This is a genomic window from Halostagnicola alkaliphila (assembly GCF_055379965.1).
Window position 1 is genome coordinate 3,241,036 of record NZ_AP043826.1, and the last position, 16,067, is coordinate 3,257,102.

Sequence of the window (16,067 nt, forward strand, 5' to 3'; positions counted from 1 at the left end):
AAACGGCGTGCTTATTGGAAAATATACCCAGGCGACGAGACCACGTCGCTCGAGTCGTCGTCTTCGATCTTTTCGATGGCGGCGGTGAAGTCCTCGTGGGTAACCTCCGTGCGATCGTCGCGAACGGCGAACATGCCGGCTTCGGTCGCGAGGCTCTCGATTTCGGCACCCGAATAGCCGTCGGTTTCGTCGGCTAGATCGCCGAAGTCGATGTCCTCGGAGACGGTCATGTCCCGCGTGTGGATCTCGAGGATCTGTTCGCGGCCCTCCTGATTCGGTTCGGGGACTTCGATGAGGCGGTCGAACCGACCGGGCCGAAGAATCGCGCGGTCGAGCATATCGAAACGGTTCGTAGCGGCGATGATGCGGATCTCACCGCGGGCTTCGAAGCCGTCCATCTCGCTCAACAGTTGCATCATGGTCCGCTGAACCTCGGCGTCGCCCGAGGTCTTTGACTCGGTTCGAGTCGTTGCGATCGCGTCGATTTCGTCGATGAAGATGATTGCCGGCTCGCGCTCGCGAGCCATCTCGAAGAGGTCCCGAACGAGTCGAGAGCCTTCGCCGATGAACTTGCGGACGAGTTCCGAACCGGCCATCTTGATGAAGGTCGCATTGGTTTCGGTGGCGACAGCCTTCGCGAGCATCGTCTTGCCCGTTCCGGGCGGGCCGTGAAGCAAGACACCGCTCGGTGGATCGATGCCGACGTCCTCGAACAGTTCGGGGTCGTCGAGGGGCTGTTCGACGGCTTCGCGGACCTCCTGGACCTGCTCGTCGATACCGCCGATCTCGTCGTAATCGACGTCGGGCTTTTCGGCGATTTCCATGGCCTGGGCACGGGAGTCGGTTTCCGTGTTCAGGACCGTCTGGATGGAAAACGAGTCGTTGACGGCGACGCGGTCGCCGCTTTCGACTTTCTCTGCGATTCGCGGCGAAACGTCCGTGAGGACCTCCTGATTGTTTCCATGCTGTTTGACGACCACTTCGTCGTCGTCGAGAACGTCCTCGACCGTCGAAATGTACAACGAGGAGCTTTTGAGCGTCTCGTTTTCGCGTTCGACGGTGTTGACTTTCTCCTGTAACCGTTCGCGGCGCTCCTGTGCAGAATCGAGCTGCTCGGACAGCTGATCTCGAACGTCGGTGAGATCTTCGAAGTGTCCGCGGAGCGCCTCGATCCGTTCGTTATCGGAGAGATCGGGGTCGATCTCTCGATGTGGTCGCTCAGGAACAGATGGGCTTCGAGACATCGTGATGTACATCGATAAGATACCCACGATAAATGTGCCTTTGGGTCGCGGTTGGTTTTCGGGTGGCCGACAACGGGTGCTGTTGTCACTCGCCTGTCGAAACGATGGGGCTCGAGCGGTTTCGGGCGGAACTGGCGTCTCATACGGTTTACTGTAAGTCATTTCCGGCGTAACCGCGTCTAGTCCTGCGGTTGCAACGGTTGATTCGCTTCGCCCCTCCACCGAGACTCGTCTTACACGGTTCGACTCACCACCGGTAAATCGTTACAGTAATCCGTATCAAGGAGGCAACCGAGCCGACCAGAAGTGCGTTCGAGAGGGGGGAAGATCGGCGTCAACGAACGGCCGTGACAAGAGAGAAATCGCCGTCGTACCGGGATTTAAACGCGTAATAGAGCGCGTAGACGGCGGTGAACGTTCCGATAATCGCCGCGACGGTGGACGGGGCGAATATGTACGAGATCCACATGAAGACCGACCAGCCAGCAAACAATGCGAAGAAGAACACGTTCGATTGATGAAGGCCGTCCGCGAGCGAGACAACGATAATTAGCGCTGTGACGTACAATGCGGCCAACGAGAGGGCGATGTCGCCCGGTTCGCCGCCGATGGTTCCGTAGAGTACCGTGATCTGTACCGCCATGAGTGCGGCGAGCAGGATGGAGACAGGCGTCCACTCAAGCGAGGCTATCGAAGCGCGGAGCCGGTTCGAGGTGGGCATACCGAGCTGTAGTTCGTCAAATGACTAAAATGCAACTATTGGATCGTCGGTTCGTCCTACTCGAGCAGGGACGCCATCTCGTCGAGTCGGTCGCCGTACGTCGAGAGCGCGCGGTCGATCGGGTCGCTGGTGCTCATGTCGACGCCGGCGATTCGGAGGAGTTCGAGGGGGTACTCTCGAGAGCCCCGCTGGAGGAACTCGAGGTACTCTTCGGCCGCCTCGCAGTTCGGCTCGCTGCCGGGGCCGTCGGGGAGCACGTTGTCGACGATGGCGAGCGCGGCAGAGATACCCGTTGAGTACTGGTAGACGTAGAACGCGCGGTAGAAGTGCGGAATGCGCATCCACTCGCGGGCGATCCGGTCGTCGACGGCGGCGGGCTCGTAGTAGGATTCTTTGAGCCCGCGGTAGAGCTCGTCGAGTCGGTCCGCGGTGAGGGGCTCGCCGTTTTCCTCGAGTTGGTGTGTTTCGTGTTCGAATTCGGCGAACAGCGTCTGGCGGTAGAGCGTCGATCGGACCCGCTCTAAGAACTCGTTGAGGACGGCTTTTCGGAACGCGGGGTCGTCGACGGTCTCGAGGAGGTGGTTCGTCAAGAGTGCTTCGTTGACCGTGCTGGCGACCTCCGCCACGAAGATTTCGTAGCCCGAGTAGACGTAGGGCTGTTCTTCCTTCGTGAGTTCGGAGTGCATCGAGTGGCCGAGTTCGTGGGCCAGCGTGTACATCGAGGAGATGTCGTCCTGATAGTTCATCAGGATGAACGGCTGCGTGTCGTAGGTCCCTCCGGAGTATGCGCCCGCCTGTTTGCCCTCGTTTTCGTAAACGTCGACCCAGCGCGACTCGAGTCCCTCGGCGACGCGGGACTGGTAGTCCTCACCAAGTGGTGCGACCGCCTCGACGACGTGGTCAGTTGCATCGTCGTAGTCGAGGTCCGGACCTTCGCCGCCCGTCAGCGGCATGTAGAGGTCCCACATCTGGAGGTCGTCGACTCCCAGCGCGTCCCGTTTGAGTTCGGCGTGGTGGTGAAGCTTATCGAGGTTGTCGTTGACGCTGTCGACCAGCGTGTCGTAGACGTCGACGGGGACGTTCGGCCCGTCGAGTGCGGCCTCCCGTGCGGTGTCGTAGTTGCGAGCCCGTGCCGTTTTGACGTCCGCTTTGACGCTGTTCTTGTAGGACGCCGCGACGGTGTTTCGGACCGACTCCCACTCGTCGAAGTAGCCTTCGTAGACGCGGGTACGGAACTCGCGGTCGGGTCGCTTGAGCAGGTTCGTGAAGTTGCTCTGAGTGATCTCGACGACGTCCCCGTCCGGATCTTCGACGGTCGGAAACGTCATATCCGCGTTCGAGAGCATATTGTACACCTCGCCGGTTGCACTCGTGACCTCGCTCAGGTCCGCGAGGAGAGCCTCGACCTCGGCCGAGCGCGTGTGGGGTTTCATCCGTAACACGTCGTCCACATAGTGATCGTAGGTCTCGAGCGCCGGCTCGTCCTCGACCATCGCCTCGAACTCCTCCCGGGTAAGCGTCTGGAGCTCGGGCTCGATGAACGACGCTGCAGATTGGGCCTCGGCGGCCAGCGACTGCGAGCGAGCGGTCAGCGCCTGGTACTCCTGATCGGTCGTGTCCTCGTCGCGGCGCATTCTGGCGTAGGCCGCGACGGTCGACACTTCGCGCATGATGTCGTTTCGAAGCTCGAGAACGGCGTAGAGTGTCTCCGCGTCGTCGGTCGTTTGGCCCTCGTAGTCGGCCAGTTCGTCGACACGCTCGCTCACCGTCGCGTACGCCTCCTCCCAGTCCTCGTCGGTCGCGTAGATGCTCTCGAGATCCCAGGTATATTCCTGGTCGATTTCGGAGCGATCGGGCACAGAACTCATACACCGTGTTTCGGAACGAAGCTGTGAAAAGCTACCGAAGCCGACCAGCGCGAGAGACGAACGTTCAGTCCGATCGTTCGTTTCGCCGGACCGAGGCAGGGTACCCGTTCTCGTAACCGACAATCACGCCGTACTCCACCAGTAACGTATTGCCGTTCGTCGTTCAATTCGAGGTATGAGCGGGAACGCCAAGCTCGAGCGTGTCCTCGGGCGGGCCTGGTACGATGATCAGCCGTGGGAGCTACTCACCGACTTGACCGAACTTCCGCACCGAATGGCCGGCTCGCCTGACGAACGGCGAGCGGCTGAGTTCGTGGCCGAATCGTTTCGGGACGCCGGCCTCGAGAACGTTCACCTCGAGTCCTTTTCGGTTCCCTACTGGGAGCGTGGAACGACGACGTTCACCGTCACGGAACCCGTCGAGCGGACGTTCGACGCGATTGCGCTTCCCTACTCGCCGTCGGGAGATCTCGAGGGGCCGCTGGTCGACGTCGGCCACGGAACCCCCGAAGAGATCGATGCGGCTGGCGATGCGGTGCAGGGAGCCATCGTGGTCGCGCGTACGACGACGCCGCCGGGCCAGCGGTTCGTCCATCGGATGGAGAAGTTTGGCCACGCGGTCGACGCCGGAGCGGCGGCGTTCGTCTTCGCAAACCACGTCTCCGGCCAGTTGCCACCCACCGGCGCGCTTTCCTTCGACGGCGAAGTCGCGATCCCCGGGATCGGCGTGAGCAGCGAAACTGGCGACTGGCTCCACGAGTACGCCGATCAGAGCGGAACAGCACGTGTAAAGGTGGCGGCGTCGACGACCGAGGGCTCGAGTCAGAACGTTCACGGCGTGGTGAAACCGGAGGGAGAGCGGTCGGACAATGAGGGTATCGACGCGGACGAAATGGCGGATTCGACCGCCGAAATCCTCCTGCTCGCTCACTACGACGCACACGACATCGCCGAAGGGGCGCTGGACAACGGCTGTGGAATCGCGACCACCCTCGGCGCGTCGTCGATCCTCTCGGAACTTGCCGCCGACCTCGAGTGTCGTCTCCGAGTCGTCGCGGTCGGCTGCGAGGAGGTCGGACTGCTGGGAGCCGAATCCCTCGCGGCGAACACGGACCGCGAGTCGATCCGAGCGGTCGTCAACGTCGACGGAGCCGGACGATACCGAAACCTGCGAGCGTTCAGCCACGGATCGGACTCGATCGAGGAACTCGCCGAACGTGTCGCCGACGAGTTCGGCCAACCGATCGGGCACGTTCCCGAGCCGCATCCCTTCAGCGATCACTGGCCGTTTCTCCGAGACGGAGTACCAGCGTTGCAACTCCACAGCGAGCCGCCCTCGGGGAGCGAACGCGGGCGCGGTTGGGGCCACACCGAAGCCGACACCCGCGATAAAGTCGACTCGAGGAACCTCCGCGAGCACGCGATACTGACCGCGTTGCTGGTTCGAGAACTCGCATCCGCTCGAGCTGACATCCCTCGGGTGAGCAAGGAAGTCCTCCTGAGCGCGCTCGAAGAACAACAGTACGAGCCGGGAATGCGCGCGGCGGACATCTGGCCCGACGGCTGGGATTGACGAACGATCCGTTAGAAAGGGAGACACCGTGAGCGGACGAGATCTCCGTTATCCGCGCATTTCGGCATCGACCGCAGCCCGGATCGTCCGGGCGATACCGAGCGTAACGAGGTACCCACCCGCAACGATGAGCGCGACCAGCAAGAAGAGCCCGAACAAGGTCGCACCCGCCTCGGGGTGAGTAAGAAGCGGCGCGGCGACGCGATAGCCGAGATAGCCGACAAGCACACCGGCGGAGAGGAGAAGCGACGCTCGCCAGTACGCGCCGTACTCCTCGGGCGACAGTTCCATGCCCCGTCGTCGTCGCCCGAATCTAATAAACCCACTCGCCAATCCGCTCTCCGAGCAGTACCCCCTCAAGATCGGACGGAGTCAAAACTGATCCCGATCCGCGCTCACATCCCGTCGCGGAGCTGTTTCGAGACCCGCGCCGCGGTTCGTTGTTCGATTCGGCGTCGCTCGAATAGCTTCCGTGCGGTCGTCGCCGCCTCCTCGTCCACTCGGAACTCGAGGTCCGGGTAGTCGACGGCCGTCAACACGAGCGGTTCCGTCGGTGCGGGGGCGATCCCCTCGTGACCCGGTAACCGCTCGCCATCGAGCGCTCGGTCGACCTTCTCGAGCGGCGTTTTCCCCGCACCGACCGCTCGGGCGAGCGAGACGAGTCTGCGGACGAGTTCGCGCGAGAAGCCGCCCGCCGAAACCGTGACAACGAGAAACTCCCCGTCGCGGGTCGCAGAGAGCGTCGGCGAGCGTTCGGTGTTCCGATCGTCGGGCGTCAGGTTGTGGAAATCGTGTGGGCCGGAGAGAGCCTCGAGTGCGTCGCGGAATCGATCGTCCTCGACGAGCGTCGTCCTTTCGGCGGTTCGGTCGGATAGTCGAGAGTCGCCCGCTACCGACCCCTGTAGAGGCGGCGCGTAGAGGTGGTAGGTGTACGTTCGGCTGGTCGCGTGATGCGTCGCGTGAAATCCCGAAGGAGCCTCGGCGACGGCCCAGGCTCGGACATCGGCGGGGAGTTCGCTGTTTATCACTCGAGGGGCGAGCCAGTCCGGGGCCTCGAAGGCGACCGTTTGGGCGAGAGCCGATACGCCGGCGTCCGTGCGACCGGCAGCGGCGTATCCGTCGGGTTTGTCGGCGTCGGGAGCGAGTACCTCGAGCCCGCGGAGTGCGTCGAAAATCGTATCCTCGACGGTGTTCACGTCGGGTTGGCGCTGAAACCCGAAGTAGCCGGTGCCGTCGTAGGCGATCCGAAAGGCGCGCATCACTGTTCGGGTGGATCGAGGACCTGCCGTCTGTTAGCTCCGTCGGGTGCTCGCCCTCTCCTCGGGCGATCAGAATGAGAGCCGAGTCCAACGCAATCAAAGGCGCCAACGCCCGGAAACGCGGAAAGCGGCTCCGCTAAGCGATCCACAATCCGGGTTCGATATGAGCGGCCTGCACACTCCGGGTCGGTGACCTTCCCCCAGGGAGGTGCACAGAGCATACAATGGAGTCACCAGTTGACAGTGATTCGGAGCCACATGAACGTTCGCGAAACGTCGTCTTTGTCGTTCTCGATACCGCTCGAGCGACGAGCGTAAGCGATCGAACGATGCCAGCCCTTTCGAAGCTCGCGACGGAGGGATCCGCGTTCGAAAACGCGTTCGCGACCGCTCCGTGGACGCTCCCCTCTCACGCCTCGATATTTACCGGAACCTACCCGTCTGAGCATGGAACGCACGGAAATCACCCGTTTTTGAACGAATCGCTGCGAACTCTTCCCGAGGCGTTTTCCGACGCCGGCTACGAGACCGTCGGCGTCTCGAACAACACCTGGATCACCGAGGAGTTCGGCTTCGACCGCGGATTCGAAACTCTGCGACGCGGCTGGCAGTACATCCAATCCGACGACGACATGGGAGCGGTCGTTCGCGGTGAGGATCTTCGGGAGAAACTCGACGCGACTCGAGACAATCTCTTCAACGGCAATCCGCTGGTCAACGCCACGAACATCCTCTACAGCGAGCTGATTCAACCGGCCGGAGACGACGGGGCCGACCGAACCACGTCGTGGGTCGAGAACTGGCTCGAGGGACGAACGGACGACCGGCCGTTCTTTCTGTTCTGTAACTACATCGAGCCCCACGTCGAGTACGATCCGCCGAAGGAACTCGCCGAAAAGCACCTTCCCGAGGGCGCGAGTTACGAGCAAGCGGCGGCGATTCGACAGGACCCTCGAGCCTACGACTGCGGCGACTACGGGATCGACGATCAGGAGTTCGCCATGCTTCGCGGCCTGTATCGGGCCGAGCTCGCCTACGTCGACGAACAGATCGCGCGACTGCGCCGTGCGCTCGAGCGGACGGGTGAGTGGGAGGACACGCTCCTAGTCGTCTGCGGAGATCACGGCGAACACGTCGGCGAGCACGACTTTTTCGGCCATCAGTACAACCTCTACGACACCGTACTTCACGTCCCGCTGGTCGTCCACGGCGGCGAGTTTACCGGCGGCGGGACGCGTCGCGATCTCGTCCAGTTGCTCGATCTCCCCGAAACCCTGCTCGAGGCGACGAGTATCGAGGACCGAGCGTTCCGCGAGCAAAGCCGGGGACAGTCGATGCATCCGGCCTCGGCAACCGAACCACGGGATAGCGTTTTCGCAGAATACGTCGCGCCACAGCCCTCGATCGCCCGGCTGGAAGCGCGGTTCGGCGACGTTCCGGATCGTGTCCGCGCGTTCGACCGGCGGCTACAAACGATACGGACCCAAGACGCGAAGTACGTCCGCGGCGACGACGGGTTCGAGCGATTCCACGACCTCGAGATGGATCCGCACGAACAGCGGAATCTGCTCGAGGAATGGGGCGCAGAGAGCACCGAAGGGAGTCGACGGCAAGGCGAACGCCAACAACGCGACCAAACCCCATCCAAAAGCCGTCGACGCGAACCGTGGCGACGCGACCGACTCGAGGAGTTGCGCCGCCGTCTCGACGACCAGTTGGGGGACATCGATTCGATCGGATCCGAGACGGCTGGCGAGAGCGTTTCGATGCGTGCCGGGACCAAAGAGCGATTGGCCGACCTGGGCTACCTCTGAGTCGGCCGAGCCACGCGAGGCCACAAACCACGCCGATCCAGCCGAGTCCCAGAGAAACTGCACGCCGATTGAAAGCCGTTCGCGGGGTTTTATAGGATTATCGAGAGTGACTGTGTACTATGACAACCATTCGAACAGAGATCGCCGAGGACGAACCGTACGCGACCGTCGTGATCTCGAATCCGGACCGGAAAAACGCGGTGAGCGAGTCGGACACCGAGGAACTCGCCGCGGCGTTCCGGGAACTCGACGCGAACGACGACGTTCGCTGTCTCGTTCTGACCGGGGAGGGTGAGGCCTTCTGTGCAGGTGCGGACCTCAGTACGGTCGGCTCCACACCGACCGCAGAATCCATCGACCGCGGCTTCCACGCCGCGGTCCAGGAAATTTTGACCTGTTCGAAACCGGTTATCGCAAAAGTCGACGGGCCGGCAATCGGCGCTGGGGCCTCGCTCGCGACGGCCTGTGATTTCGTCTACGCCGCCGAATCCGCCAGGATCGGCTTTTCGTTCTCGAGCATCGGACTCACCGCGGACACGGGTGCGACGTTTATCCTCCCGCGACTGGTCGGCGTTCGTACCGCGGCGGAGTTGCTGATGAGCGGGGACATCCTTTCTGCCTCCGAAGCCGACGACACGGGGCTCCTGACTGCGGTCGTCGACGACGACGAAATCGACGGCCGAGTCCGTGAACGCGCCACAGAGCTCGCGAACGGGCCGACCCGCGTCCACTCCTCGCTTCGACGGCTCCTCCTTCGATCGAACGCGAACACCCTCGAGGAACAGCTCGAACTCGAGGCGCGCGAACAGGAACGGATGTTCCACACCCAGGACATGATGGAAGGCGTCGCGGCCTTTACGGAAGACCGGGATCCGGAGTTTCAAGGACAGTAATTTCGAAAGTGAACGGCTGCAGATCGGCGTTCTGTGACGATGGGCGATCCGATGGATCGTAACCGGTCGGTTGGTGAAACACCCACCATAGTTAAGAGATCTCATCAGTGAGATGAACCAACATGATCGAACGGTCCCCGTCGAGCCCTTTCAGGCGATCCCTCTCGAGGCGACAGCTACTGGTCGGGAGCGTCGCCGTCGCCGTCGGAACTGCAGGGTGCACCGACGACATCTTCGGCGATGGAGGCGAGGATACCGAATCGGTACCCCTCGAGAGGATCGTCCCGTCGGAGGGAGAACTGCTCGCCGAACTCGACGTGAGCGCGCTCGAAGCGGACGAACACGACCGATTGCTCGAGGAACTCGACGAGATCGAATCCGGAACGATCGACGTCGGCGGAACGCTGGCGGGACTCGAAGCGGAGGCGGGTATCAACCCGCGGGAAGCCGATAGGGTCGTGCTATTCGGCGACGAATCCGACGATGAATCCGAAAACGACCCGTCGCCCGCCGGATCCACGTCAGCCACCGTGTTGTTGGAAGGAGACTGGAACACCGACGGTGTAATCGACACCATCGAAACCCGACAGGACGCCGAGTACGAGGCAACCGACTTCGATGGGAACCTGTACGAACCGGTCGACGGATCGGAGTCTGCGGAAATCCTTGCCTTCGGCGTCGCCGGCGAGGGCCAGTTCGCCCTCGGCAACGAAGCCGATGTTCGCGACTCCCTCGAGGTTCGGTACGGTGATGCCGATCCAGTCTCGGGACGTCTTCTCGAGGCCCACGACGAACAGGACGCCCAGTTTACGGTGGTGACGCGAGCGGACGGGACACTCGATCCCGGCGAACTGGATACGTTCGACATTCCGATCCCAGTCAGCTTCGACATCCTCGAAGAAGTCGCCGTCGTCAGCAGGGCGTACAACGTCGTCGACGGTGGCATGCGTCTCGAGGCCGGCCTCTACACCGATTCCGAAAGCGACGCCGAGGAGCTCGAGGAGGTCCTCAGGGGCGCCATCGCGGCCCTCCGATCGACCAGCGATGATGAGCTTGGCGACGCGCTCGAGGAGGTCGACCTCGACCGAGCAGAGACTGTCGTCAGGATACGGTACGAGGGCGACGAAGACGCCGTCATCGACCTGATCGAAGAGGTGTAGCGTGGACCTGCTGGCCCTCTTGTACAAGGAATCGATCGCGGTTCGACGAAACCTCGGTCTCGTCGTCGTGTTGCTAGTCCTGCTCCCGGGAGCACTCGCCGGTGGCACGGTCGTCTTCGAACAGACGATTCCACAAGACGTGCCGGTCGGCCTCGTCGGGGAGGAAGGGGCCACGAGCGACGACGTAGATATTACTCGAGCCGGCATCACCGCGTTTTCGACCCCCGAGACCTACGACAGTTCCGAGGAGGCGACCGAAGCGCTCCAGCGGGAGGAGGTTTACATCGTGGTCCATGTCCCCGGTGATCTCATGGAACCGGGTGCGGAGGCGAACTATACCATCTCCTCCGACCGCGCATTCGTGCCGTTCGAAGAACCGGTCAACGAGAGCGCCGGCGTTATCGAATCCGAGTTCGACAGCTCGCTCCCGGCGGACGTAGCCGTCGAAAACGACGGAATCGGCGAGGAACGAAGCCTCTCGGAGTTTCTCGTCCCGACCGGCCTCTTCGCGTTCGTCGCGCTCTACGGACTGGTCTATCTCCCCTATCAGCTTCACTCGGAACGGCTGGTTCTCGATCGGTTGCAGACCGAATCACGACTCGAGACCGTAGTCGCTAGTAAACTGCTGTTCTACGGCTTGTTGCTGGTCGTTCCGGTCGGGGTTATCACCGCGGTAACGTCGTGGCTCGGCTACTCCATCGCGGCGTTTTCGCCGATGGCGCTCGGCGTCGTCGCGCTCACGTTCGTTCTGCTGGCGTCGACCGGGCTCGCCGTCCTCTTCTTGCTGAAGCTCCGGAAGACAGCGCTGTTCGTCAACCTCGGACTGACGCTCGGGGTTTTCGCGCTTTCGAGTCTGGTCTATCCCGTCGGATTCTTTTCCTCGACGCAGACGACCATCTCGCGAGCGCTCCCGACGCACTACTCGGCGATCACGTTGCGAAGCGCACTGTTGCGTGATACACCGCCCTCGCTGTACGTGGACTACCTGTTGTGGCTTGCGGGCAGTGCGGGCGTCTCGTTGCTCGTACTCCTGCTAACGATCGCGCTGTATCGACGGAGGCGATAACGATGGCGGAACCCGATTCAAGCCAGCAATCCATGCCACCGACACCCCTCGAGCTCACCGACGTGACGAAACGCTACGGCGAAACCACCGCACTCGATCTCGAGGGAGCCACGCTCGCGTTCCGTCCCGGCGAGTTCCACGGTCTGGTCGGTCCGAACGGCTCCGGCAAGACGACGCTGTTTCGGTTGCTCACCGGACTTGCACGGCCGACGAGCGGGTATATCGAGCGAGGCGACGCCACGGTCGGCTACAGCTTTCAGGAGCCCCGATTCTACCCCTCCCTGACCGCTCGAGAGAACCTCGAGGTGTTTCATGGATTCGTCGACGATCCGCCGCCGGATTCGTGGATCGAAACGCTCCTCGAGGAGCTTCGACTCGAGCCAGCCGCTCACCGCCGGGCCGACGAACTCTCCGGCGGTTTCCGGAAGAAGCTCGACCTCTCGCTGGCGCTGGTCAAACGCCCGCAGTTCCTCCTGCTCGACGAGCCCCTAGCCGACGTCGACGACTACTCGAGACGGCGTATCAGGGCGTTTCTCGAGTCCTATCAGTCCGGAGCCGAGGGCAACGAGGACAGTGGCGACGAGGCGTCGTACGATCGAACGGTCGTCATCTCCACGCACAACGTCGACGCGTTCGAATCGGCGCTGAATCGCGTGACCGTTCTCGTCGACGGAACACTGCGCGCCGACGGCGAGCCCGAAGCCGACGTCCTCGAGCAGTATCGAGACGCACTCGAGTGAGTCGGGTCAGTAGAGTGAGCCAGCTTACTCTACTGAGTCGAGTAACCCGTTAGTCGAGTAGGTCGGATAGACGGTCCGAAGGTTGCTCCTCGAGCCATCGATAACACGTGAGATCGTCGTCCTCGACGGTTGCGACGATCCTGTCGCGTTCCTCGAGACACGGGTACTCCGAGGAGGGAACGACGATCTGGCCGACGGTTTGAGTGCCGTCCTCGAGCAAGATGACGACGTGTTCGCCGTCGACGACGCGGTCGACGGTGGAAACGTACGATTCGGGCGGGTTCGCCGCCTCCTCGGTCACGGAGGGAATGTCGTCGCAATCGGCTTCGGTTGTCCGTGACTCCGAAGCGTCAGAATCCGATGAAGCGTCGTTGGTTGCACCGGCGCTCGAGGCGAGTACGGCACCGGCGATGGTGCTCGAGCCGACGGTTTGCAGGACGGTTCGGCGGTCGACGGTCGGTCGTTCTGCCATGGGCTCGTTGGCCGCGGTTTGGTATATAAATGGTCGGACCGGTACTCGAGCGCCAGTGGAGTCAACGCGAGGTGGGCGGAGAACGGGCGTCGAGCGCTGGCTAAGCGTTTATGCGATCGAAGGACGTAGGACGCGCCGATGTCCCGCGCAACGTATCGATGTCCCTGCGGTGCGCTTCTCGAGTACAAACAGGATATCGAATCGGACCGCGCCACGACGAGTCGGACGTGGAGATGCAAGGACTGTGCGACGCCCGTGCCGGGGATGATCGGCGAAAAACTCAGTCACCAACACCCGTCTTGAGAGAGGTCTCATACGGTTTACTGTAAGTCATTTCCGGCGCAACCGCGTCCAGTCCTGCGGTTGTGCCGGTAAATCGTTACAGTAATCCGTATCAGTCTTCTGCGGACTCGGCCCCGGTTGCCGGATCCGGATCGTCGATGTAGCGGTTTCGCCAGGTGCCGCGAGCGAACCAGCCGGCGCCGACGATTGCGCCGAGGACGTTCCCGACGGCCATCCCGATCCAGATTCCGGTCGCACCCATGTCAAGTACGAAGACCAGAACGAAGACGCTCGAGACGCGGCCCACCCAGAGGGTCAGAATGGAGATGACCATCGCGGTCTTCGTATTTCCGGCACCCCGGAACGCACCCAGAACGACCTGTGAAACGCCGATGAAGGCGAATTCGACCGAACGTATCTGCACGTACTCGACGCCGAGTGCGATGGTTTCGGGCGCGTCTTCGACGTCTCCGAGGAAGGCGCTAACGATCGGTTCGGTAAACGACACCGCGATCACGGCGACGAGGATCATCACCCCCGCACCGGTCGTGGCGGCGAGTCGAACCGCACGTGCGGCGCGGTCGGCCCTGTCGGCACCAAGGTTCTGGCCGACCACGGTGTCGATGGCTCGACCGAGTCCCATCGCCGGGAGGAAGACCAACGAAATGAGCCTATTTCCGAGTCCGTAGGCGGCGACGACCGGCGGCGAAAACGTGACGACCATCGCCGTCAGAGAGATCATCGCCAGCGCGCTTGTCGACTGCTCGACCATGCTCGGAACGCCGAGGCGAACGATATCCTCGATGAACTCGAAGTCGGGTCGAAGGTGCTCGAGCGAGACGGCGGGGCCACGCGTCGTCGCGAACAGTATCCAGAGCCCAACGACGGTCGCCGCCCCGCGAGCGCCGATGGTCGCCAACGCGGCACCTTCGATCCCCCATCCACTGAAGCCTGTCATTGCGTAGAAGGAGGCCTCGGTCCCGGCAAAATCGAGCGCGCCGATGACGGGCGTGGCCTCGAGCCAGCCAGTCAGCGGGTTGTCATCGAACCCGAAGATGAACAGCGGGTCGAGGACGACGTTGACGATAACCGAGATAACCATTACGAGCATCGGCGTCCGCGTGTCCCCGTAGCCTCGCATAAGCGCCGAGAAGACGAAAAAGCCGAACATCAGCGGCATGCCGAGGAAGATGATCTCCATGTAGTCCGCCGCGAGCGGGACGACCGAGGCCGCGGTGTCGGGGTCGCTCGGCAGTATTTCGAGTGCCGGTCGCGTGTAGAAGTAGCCGGCGATCCCGATTGCAACCGAGAGGATCGCGACGAACGAAACCGTCTGGCCCGCGACCAGCCCCGCCGACCGGTCGCCTTTCGCGCCGATGTACTGGGCGACGAGAATCGCCCCCGCGGTCGTGAATCCGCCGGCGACCGCGATCAGGAGGAAGATCAGCGGGAACGCGAGGCTGATAGCCCCGACCGCTTCCGCGGAGAGTCGACCCAGATAGAGCGTATCGACAACGTTGTAGGTGACCTGCAACAGCTGGATGACGACGATCGGCCAGGCCAGGTGAAACAACGGCCCGATGAGCGACCCCTCCGTGATCGAACTGGACGGGCTGAACGACACGCTCGAGTCGTCATCTTCCGATTCCGCTCTCGAGTCCGCTTCGTCCCCATCCGGATTCGAGTCCGCATCGTTCGCGTCTGCGTTCGAGTCCGCTCCGTCCCCATCCGGATTCGAGTCCCCGTCGTTCGCCTCCGCGTTCGAGTCGAGACCGCCGTTCGAGTCATCGAGAGAATCGTCTGTCGAGTCCGACGGGGGATCGTTCGACGGCGCGGAATCACCGTCGGAAGGTTCGTCGGGCGGAGATGAGCCGTCGTCTCGCCGAGACGGACTATCGTCTGGCTCACGGGGATCCTCGGACACTGTCCCGACAAAGGAGTGGCGAGGTGATCAATTTGTTGAAGCGTCCTCGACGAGCAGAAAAAGATCGCAGTTACTCGCGTCGCGGGACCTCGTGGCGACCGAAGCCGTACCGAAGTCGGCTCGCGAGCCGTCGCGAGAATCGGCCGTCGTCGGCCCGCGACCCGAACCGTTCGGAGAGCGCCGTATAGATCAACGGGACGGGCACTTCCTGCTCGAGCCCCTCCTGTACCGTCCACGTTCCCGTCGAGCCGCCCTCGATTCGATCCGCGACGTCGCCCAGCTCCGTTCCCTCCTCGCGGAAGGCTTCCTCGCAGAGTTCGAGGAGCCACGAGCGGATCACCGCACCGTTGTTCCAGACCCGAGAGACCTCCTCAAGGTCGAGGTCGTACCGGCCCTCGTGGAGGAGTTCGAACCCTTCGCCGTAGGCTTGCATCAGCGCGTACTCGACGCCGTTGTGGACCATCTTCACGTAGTGGCCCGACCCGGCGGGTCCCATGTGACCGTGGCCCTCGGGACCGGTTGCGACCGCGTCGAAGATCGGCTCGAGTTCCGCGTAGGCCTCGGCTGGACCGCCGATCATCAGCGAAAAGCCGAGTTCCGCACCTGCGGGTCCGCCGGAGGTCCCACAGTCGAGGTACGCGGCGGGACAGGATTCGGCGCGCCGAACCGAGTCCTGGAACTTCGAGTTGCCGCCGTCGACGATGATATCGTCGTCGTCAAGGTGCGGTTCGAGCTCCTCGAGGGTCGCGTCGACAGCCGCGCCGGCGGGGACCATCAACCAGATTCGTTTCGTCTCTCCGAGTTGCTCGAGAAAGTTCGCGATCGATTCGGCGGGGTCGGCACCCGCCTCGGCGGCCGCCGCGACCGCTTCCTCGTCGAGGTCGAAGGCGACGACCTCGTGGCCGGCCTCGAGTACGCGATCGACGACGATCTGTCCCATCCGTCCGAGTCCGATTACGCCCAGTTGCATACTCGTGGCTGAGTGGGCGGGTGAGGTAGTGGTTGTGATTCGTCGACGGCGGTCGCTCAAAACTCGTCACCGTTGGCGAAA

General features: G+C 62.7%; 15 protein-coding genes. 7 read left to right on the forward strand and 8 right to left on the reverse strand.

The window, feature by feature from the left end; all coding sequences use genetic code 11:
* Positions 1-11: 11 nt before the first annotated feature.
* From pan2 to pepF, 3 genes are all read right to left on the reverse strand, one after another.
* Positions 12-1,244, reverse strand: a complete 1,233-nt coding sequence (pan2, locus tag ACZ5C7_RS21625; protein WP_464378323.1) for a proteasome-activating nucleotidase Pan2 — start codon at positions 1,242-1,244, stop codon at positions 12-14.
* A 334-nt stretch (positions 1,245-1,578) separates the two neighbouring features.
* Positions 1,579-1,965, reverse strand: coding sequence for a hypothetical protein (locus ACZ5C7_RS21630; protein ID WP_464378324.1), 387 nt, complete (start codon positions 1,963-1,965; stop codon positions 1,579-1,581).
* A 56-nt stretch (positions 1,966-2,021) separates the two neighbouring features.
* Positions 2,022-3,833, reverse strand: coding sequence for an oligoendopeptidase F (pepF, locus tag ACZ5C7_RS21635; RefSeq protein WP_464378325.1), 1,812 nt, complete (start codon positions 3,831-3,833; stop codon positions 2,022-2,024).
* Between the two features lie 175 nt (positions 3,834-4,008).
* Here pepF and ACZ5C7_RS21640 point away from each other — a divergent pair, with 175 nt between their 5' ends.
* Positions 4,009-5,406 carry a M28 family peptidase gene (locus ACZ5C7_RS21640; RefSeq protein WP_464378326.1) on the forward strand — a complete coding sequence of 466 codons (1,398 nt, stop codon included), beginning with the start codon at positions 4,009-4,011 and terminating at the stop codon, positions 5,404-5,406.
* A gap of 48 nt (positions 5,407-5,454) precedes the next feature.
* On the opposite strand, the gene ACZ5C7_RS21645 is transcribed toward ACZ5C7_RS21640, so the two are convergent.
* Positions 5,455-5,697 (reverse strand): hypothetical protein, encoded by a 243-nt coding sequence (locus tag ACZ5C7_RS21645; protein WP_464378327.1) that lies wholly within the window; start codon positions 5,695-5,697, stop codon positions 5,455-5,457.
* Between the two features lie 104 nt (positions 5,698-5,801).
* Entirely contained in the window at positions 5,802-6,665 is an 864-nt protein-coding gene (truA, locus tag ACZ5C7_RS21650) for a tRNA pseudouridine(38-40) synthase TruA (protein WP_464378328.1), read from the reverse strand.
* Between the two features lie 224 nt (positions 6,666-6,889).
* On the opposite strand from truA, the gene ACZ5C7_RS21655 reads away from it, so the two are divergent.
* The 5 genes from ACZ5C7_RS21655 (at position 6,890) to ACZ5C7_RS21675 (ending at position 12,338) form a co-directional block, all read left to right on the forward strand.
* A complete protein-coding gene (locus ACZ5C7_RS21655) occupies positions 6,890-8,479 on the forward strand; it encodes a sulfatase (protein ID WP_464378329.1) in 1,590 nt (529 codons plus the stop codon).
* Positions 8,480-8,598: 119 nt separating this feature from the next.
* Entirely contained in the window at positions 8,599-9,372 is a 774-nt protein-coding gene (locus ACZ5C7_RS21660) for an enoyl-CoA hydratase/isomerase family protein (protein ID WP_464378330.1), read from the forward strand.
* A gap of 122 nt (positions 9,373-9,494) precedes the next feature.
* Positions 9,495-10,532, forward strand: coding sequence for a hypothetical protein (locus ACZ5C7_RS21665; RefSeq protein ID WP_464378331.1), 1,038 nt, complete (start codon positions 9,495-9,497; stop codon positions 10,530-10,532).
* A 1-nt stretch (position 10,533) separates the two neighbouring features.
* Positions 10,534-11,598: an ABC transporter permease gene (locus ACZ5C7_RS21670; protein WP_464378332.1), complete on the forward strand. Its 1,065-nt coding sequence runs from the start codon at positions 10,534-10,536 to the stop codon at positions 11,596-11,598.
* A gap of 32 nt (positions 11,599-11,630) precedes the next feature.
* Positions 11,631-12,338: an ABC transporter ATP-binding protein gene (locus ACZ5C7_RS21675; RefSeq protein ID WP_464378333.1), complete on the forward strand. Its 708-nt coding sequence runs from the start codon at positions 11,631-11,633 to the stop codon at positions 12,336-12,338.
* Positions 12,339-12,387: 49 nt separating this feature from the next.
* On the opposite strand, the gene ACZ5C7_RS21680 is transcribed toward ACZ5C7_RS21675, so the two are convergent.
* Positions 12,388-12,810 (reverse strand): hypothetical protein, encoded by a 423-nt coding sequence (locus ACZ5C7_RS21680; protein ID WP_464378334.1) that lies wholly within the window; start codon positions 12,808-12,810, stop codon positions 12,388-12,390.
* Between the two features lie 138 nt (positions 12,811-12,948).
* Between ACZ5C7_RS21680 and ACZ5C7_RS21685 the strand changes: the two genes are divergently transcribed.
* The gene (locus ACZ5C7_RS21685; RefSeq protein WP_464378335.1) at positions 12,949-13,113 is read left to right on the forward strand and encodes a hypothetical protein; all 165 of its coding nucleotides are present in this window, start codon (positions 12,949-12,951) and stop codon (positions 13,111-13,113) included.
* Between the two features lie 91 nt (positions 13,114-13,204).
* On the opposite strand, the gene ACZ5C7_RS21690 is transcribed toward ACZ5C7_RS21685, so the two are convergent.
* Positions 13,205-14,716, reverse strand: a complete 1,512-nt coding sequence (locus tag ACZ5C7_RS21690; protein ID WP_464378490.1) for an MATE family efflux transporter — start codon at positions 14,714-14,716, stop codon at positions 13,205-13,207.
* Between the two features lie 370 nt (positions 14,717-15,086).
* Positions 15,087-15,986 carry a phosphogluconate dehydrogenase (NAD(+)-dependent, decarboxylating) gene (gene gnd, locus ACZ5C7_RS21695; protein WP_464378336.1) on the reverse strand — a complete coding sequence of 300 codons (900 nt, stop codon included), beginning with the start codon at positions 15,984-15,986 and terminating at the stop codon, positions 15,087-15,089.
* Positions 15,987-16,067: the final 81 nt, after the last annotated feature.

Bases quoted from the DNA above. Each gene is read 5' to 3' on its own strand.
- ACZ5C7_RS21675 (WP_464378333.1), top strand. From the start codon at position 11,631: ATGCCACCGACACCCCTCGAGCTCACCGACGTGACGAAACGCTACGGC.
- pepF (WP_464378325.1), bottom strand. From the start codon at position 3,833: ATGAGTTCTGTGCCCGATCGCTCCGAAATCGACCAGGAATATACCTGG.
- ACZ5C7_RS21640 (WP_464378326.1), top strand. From the start codon at position 4,009: ATGAGCGGGAACGCCAAGCTCGAGCGTGTCCTCGGGCGGGCCTGGTAC.
- truA (WP_464378328.1), bottom strand. From the start codon at position 6,665: ATGCGCGCCTTTCGGATCGCCTACGACGGCACCGGCTACTTCGGGTTT.
- ACZ5C7_RS21655 (WP_464378329.1), top strand. From the start codon at position 6,890: ATGGAGTCACCAGTTGACAGTGATTCGGAGCCACATGAACGTTCGCGA.
- ACZ5C7_RS21630 (WP_464378324.1), bottom strand. From the start codon at position 1,965: ATGCCCACCTCGAACCGGCTCCGCGCTTCGATAGCCTCGCTTGAGTGG.
- ACZ5C7_RS21660 (WP_464378330.1), top strand. From the start codon at position 8,599: ATGACAACCATTCGAACAGAGATCGCCGAGGACGAACCGTACGCGACC.
- ACZ5C7_RS21680 (WP_464378334.1), bottom strand. From the start codon at position 12,810: ATGGCAGAACGACCGACCGTCGACCGCCGAACCGTCCTGCAAACCGTC.
- ACZ5C7_RS21645 (WP_464378327.1), bottom strand. From the start codon at position 5,697: ATGGAACTGTCGCCCGAGGAGTACGGCGCGTACTGGCGAGCGTCGCTT.
- pan2 (WP_464378323.1), bottom strand. From the start codon at position 1,244: ATGTCTCGAAGCCCATCTGTTCCTGAGCGACCACATCGAGAGATCGAC.
- ACZ5C7_RS21665 (WP_464378331.1), top strand. From the start codon at position 9,495: ATGATCGAACGGTCCCCGTCGAGCCCTTTCAGGCGATCCCTCTCGAGG.
- gnd (WP_464378336.1), bottom strand. From the start codon at position 15,986: ATGCAACTGGGCGTAATCGGACTCGGACGGATGGGACAGATCGTCGTC.
- ACZ5C7_RS21685 (WP_464378335.1), top strand. From the start codon at position 12,949: ATGTCCCGCGCAACGTATCGATGTCCCTGCGGTGCGCTTCTCGAGTAC.